The organism is Brevundimonas sp., from assembly GCF_044239655.1.
GTDB lineage: Bacteria > Pseudomonadota > Alphaproteobacteria > Caulobacterales > Caulobacteraceae > Brevundimonas.
In genome coordinates, this window is sequence record NZ_JBIIAY010000247.1 from 1 (window position 1) to 2,977 (window position 2,977).

At 39.2% G+C, this 2,977-nt stretch carries 3 protein-coding genes; all 3 read right to left on the reverse strand.

Annotated features, from left to right (window positions below; genetic code table 11):
- Positions 1-928: 928 nt before the first annotated feature.
- The gene (locus ACILQR_RS17445; protein WP_395652630.1) at positions 929-1,783 is read right to left on the reverse strand and encodes a hypothetical protein; all 855 of its coding nucleotides are present in this window, start codon (positions 1,781-1,783) and stop codon (positions 929-931) included.
- Positions 1,714-2,433, reverse strand: a complete 720-nt coding sequence (locus ACILQR_RS17450; RefSeq protein ID WP_395652631.1) for a recombinase family protein — start codon at positions 2,431-2,433, stop codon at positions 1,714-1,716. Before ACILQR_RS17450 ends, ACILQR_RS17445 begins: the two co-directional genes overlap by 70 nt.
- 219 nt (positions 2,434-2,652) lie before the next feature.
- Positions 2,653-2,931, reverse strand: coding sequence for a hypothetical protein (locus tag ACILQR_RS17455; protein ID WP_395652632.1), 279 nt, complete (start codon positions 2,929-2,931; stop codon positions 2,653-2,655).
- Positions 2,932-2,977 lie beyond the last annotated feature (46 nt).

Here is a 2,977-nt window from a genome sequence, read left to right on the forward strand (position 1 = left end):
AACCCATGCACACACTAATAACCTCACCGATGCTAATAATCTGCCTGTACTTTCTAATTAAGGGGAGTTGGGATATACTGAAACAACTAAAAAAATAGATATGCAACTCATAGCAACCCTAACAATAATTTTACCTGCCCTGTACATAGTGGGCAAGCTAATCAAAGGAATAATTAAAACTATAAAGAAATGACCACAACCCGCACCCAAACAAAATTAATAAGCAAAACTATTTTTGGTATTAATGTTACCACCTGCATTGAAACGCAGCAGACCACAGTCTACCATAGAGGTAAACTAATCTACAAAAAGCCCTTATGCGGTAGTGAGGATTTTGGCTCGGCACATCTTAACAATGTACTTGACTTTATGAGACACGCCAAGACAGGAAACCTTAACAAGCCTTTAAACTTTTAAGGCTATGGTAATAATAGCCTACATAATAATCTACACCCCGTATGTGATATTTGCAGCGTGGGTACTTAAACTAATATTTAACAAAAAAACGAAATGAAAATATCATACAACGATTTAGAACGCATTTACATAGCTGCCAAAGATTGCAGCATGGGCGCAATGGAAGAACTAACCACCGAACTAAGGATAGAGCAGAACGCTAAGACCTTAGTGGTATTTAAAGGGAGTACAATTATCTACCAAAGGACAGAGGGCAAAGTCCTAATCCCTAATCAGCTATCTTTGGAAACACCAAGAGGACACGCAGCAGTCTTAAACGGGGCTACTACTAAGACCCGCTCAGGTAAGGCTACTACCTTTCGTTGGGAGAACAATAAGAACGCATAGGGGCAGCTTTATACCCCCGTAGCCACCTCCCCAATACAAAAACAATACTAAACTATTTAGTGCTGTATAGTTTACCTATGCGGCACTTTTGGCTTTTTACCATAGGGCTTTAAATGTATATACATTAATTCAGCCCGTTTATACCCAATTCGGACAGCAAAATATCAATAGCCTGATACATAGGGGTATCGGGGTTTACTGTTATTATATCTTTGCTTAATGGTATCTTCCTCAACTGTTTAGGCTCTTTTACCTCATCTATTTGTTCATCTATTTCAAAAAGAGGAACGGGGATAATATTGTCAATTTTCTCCGCCCTGATAAACATAAAACTATCCTGTTGCCCCATGTTTGAGAGCAGCCTGTTAAGTGTTACCGAGATTGGCTGATTGGTTAAGACTGTCAGCCTGATGATGTGGAGCATACTCATTTGGGTAGGCCACCTGAAATGATTAGCTAAGGTATTGCTATTTCTAAATTTAAGGTACAGCAACAAAGAACGTCCTGATATACCCATAGTTTGAGTGTAGTAAATCAGGGGCGCATTTCTTTCTATATTATGGTACGCCATAGGCTTATTCTTGCTATATCGTTTTCGGTACTTAGCGTCCTCTTTAAGCAACGTTTTCTTGGGTGGCTGTATCTTATAGTACCAATTGGGTTTTTTGTGCTTGTAGATTGAGAATAATAGGGCTAAAAGAACATCTAATCTGATACCCATAATACCACACAGTTTAAGGCAGTAATCTAAGGTTAGGGTTTCAGGGCGCAGTATCCTATTGGTAAACACAGCCCTATTCCCTCTTACCATTGCCAACCTTTGTAGCTTATCGGCACTTATATTCCTATACTTAGCAGCATAGTAGAATAAAGGGACAGCATATATCTTTCTCTCCTTTTGGCTTTTCTTTAAATCAAACTGTGCTTTTTGTAGTACTCCCTGTTTTTCAATATCCTCTCTATCGTTGATGGCTGCCATGTTTTTGCTTTTCTTGGTTTGTAATTCTCCTCGTTCATTTCCCTTGCTATTACCCTTACCCCTTTGTTTTGGTCTTTCTTTTGGAATACAGCCTTTACTATCGGGGCTTCCTGCTCGTTAAGAAACATCTTGCCCTTTCTTTTTGAGAAACCATAGGGCAGTGTGCCGTAGACTAAACTATTTTCTTTCTTATAGTTTAGGGCAAACTTAATGGTCTTAGCTCCGTCTTTACGTTCCTTTTGGGCTATCATAGCGTGGATAGTGCTACTCATTTCATTATCTTCATCGGTAATATCCATACCCTCTGCTATGGAGTATATCTTAACACCGTTCTTTCGGGCTAATTCAGCTATGCTTAAAAGGTCTATGGTATTCCTTGATAACCTGCGTATATTGTATATCAGGATATAGTGTATAGCCTTAGATTTCTTATTAATCTTTATAGCTTCGATAATCTTTTGCAGGGCGGGGCGTTTGTCTATTGTACCACCCGATATACCCTCGTCTTTAAGGACAGAAATATCCTCGTCTTGGTACTTTAGATACTCGGTGGCATACCTGTATAGTATCTCATCTTGGGCGGGTAGGGATATGCCTTTCTCTACTTGTTTAGTAGTGGATACACGCCCGTATAATATTACTTTTTTCATAGTTGTTCGTTTCATTTAGCTACGTGAGGTTGCATTATTTATCGTATTTAAAAGTTAAAACTATTCCCACCACAAACCCCACTATTGCCAATCCGCTAAGAATGAATATTGTCAATGCAGAAAGTGTATCGGTAAAGTTTGTTCCTATCAGGGCAAGCACTCCACCGATTATTGCTAAGGCGAAAACCTAAGCCCAAATAGATTTTTTTATCCAGTCTTTCATTGTTTAAAGGTTTCGTTGTAGTAGTCGGTTGCTGTTGTGCTTTTTGGTGTTCCGCACTCCCATATAGCATTGTTATAACCCTCCTCATACGCTTGCTCTATCTGCTCCCGTTCTTTGGGGAGTAGTGATTTTAAAACACTCAAAGTAGCTTCGTGTTCTGCTATTGCGTTCCTTGCGTGTGGGTTGTCCGCATCGTCTGCTATTGATAAATCTACGCATCTGTTTTGTACAATTTCTATTGCTTCCTGTATCGCAGTTTTCTTTTCTTCGTTCATCTTAATTGGTTTTCTTGGTTAGCTTTTCCTTTATCGCTTGCTCAAT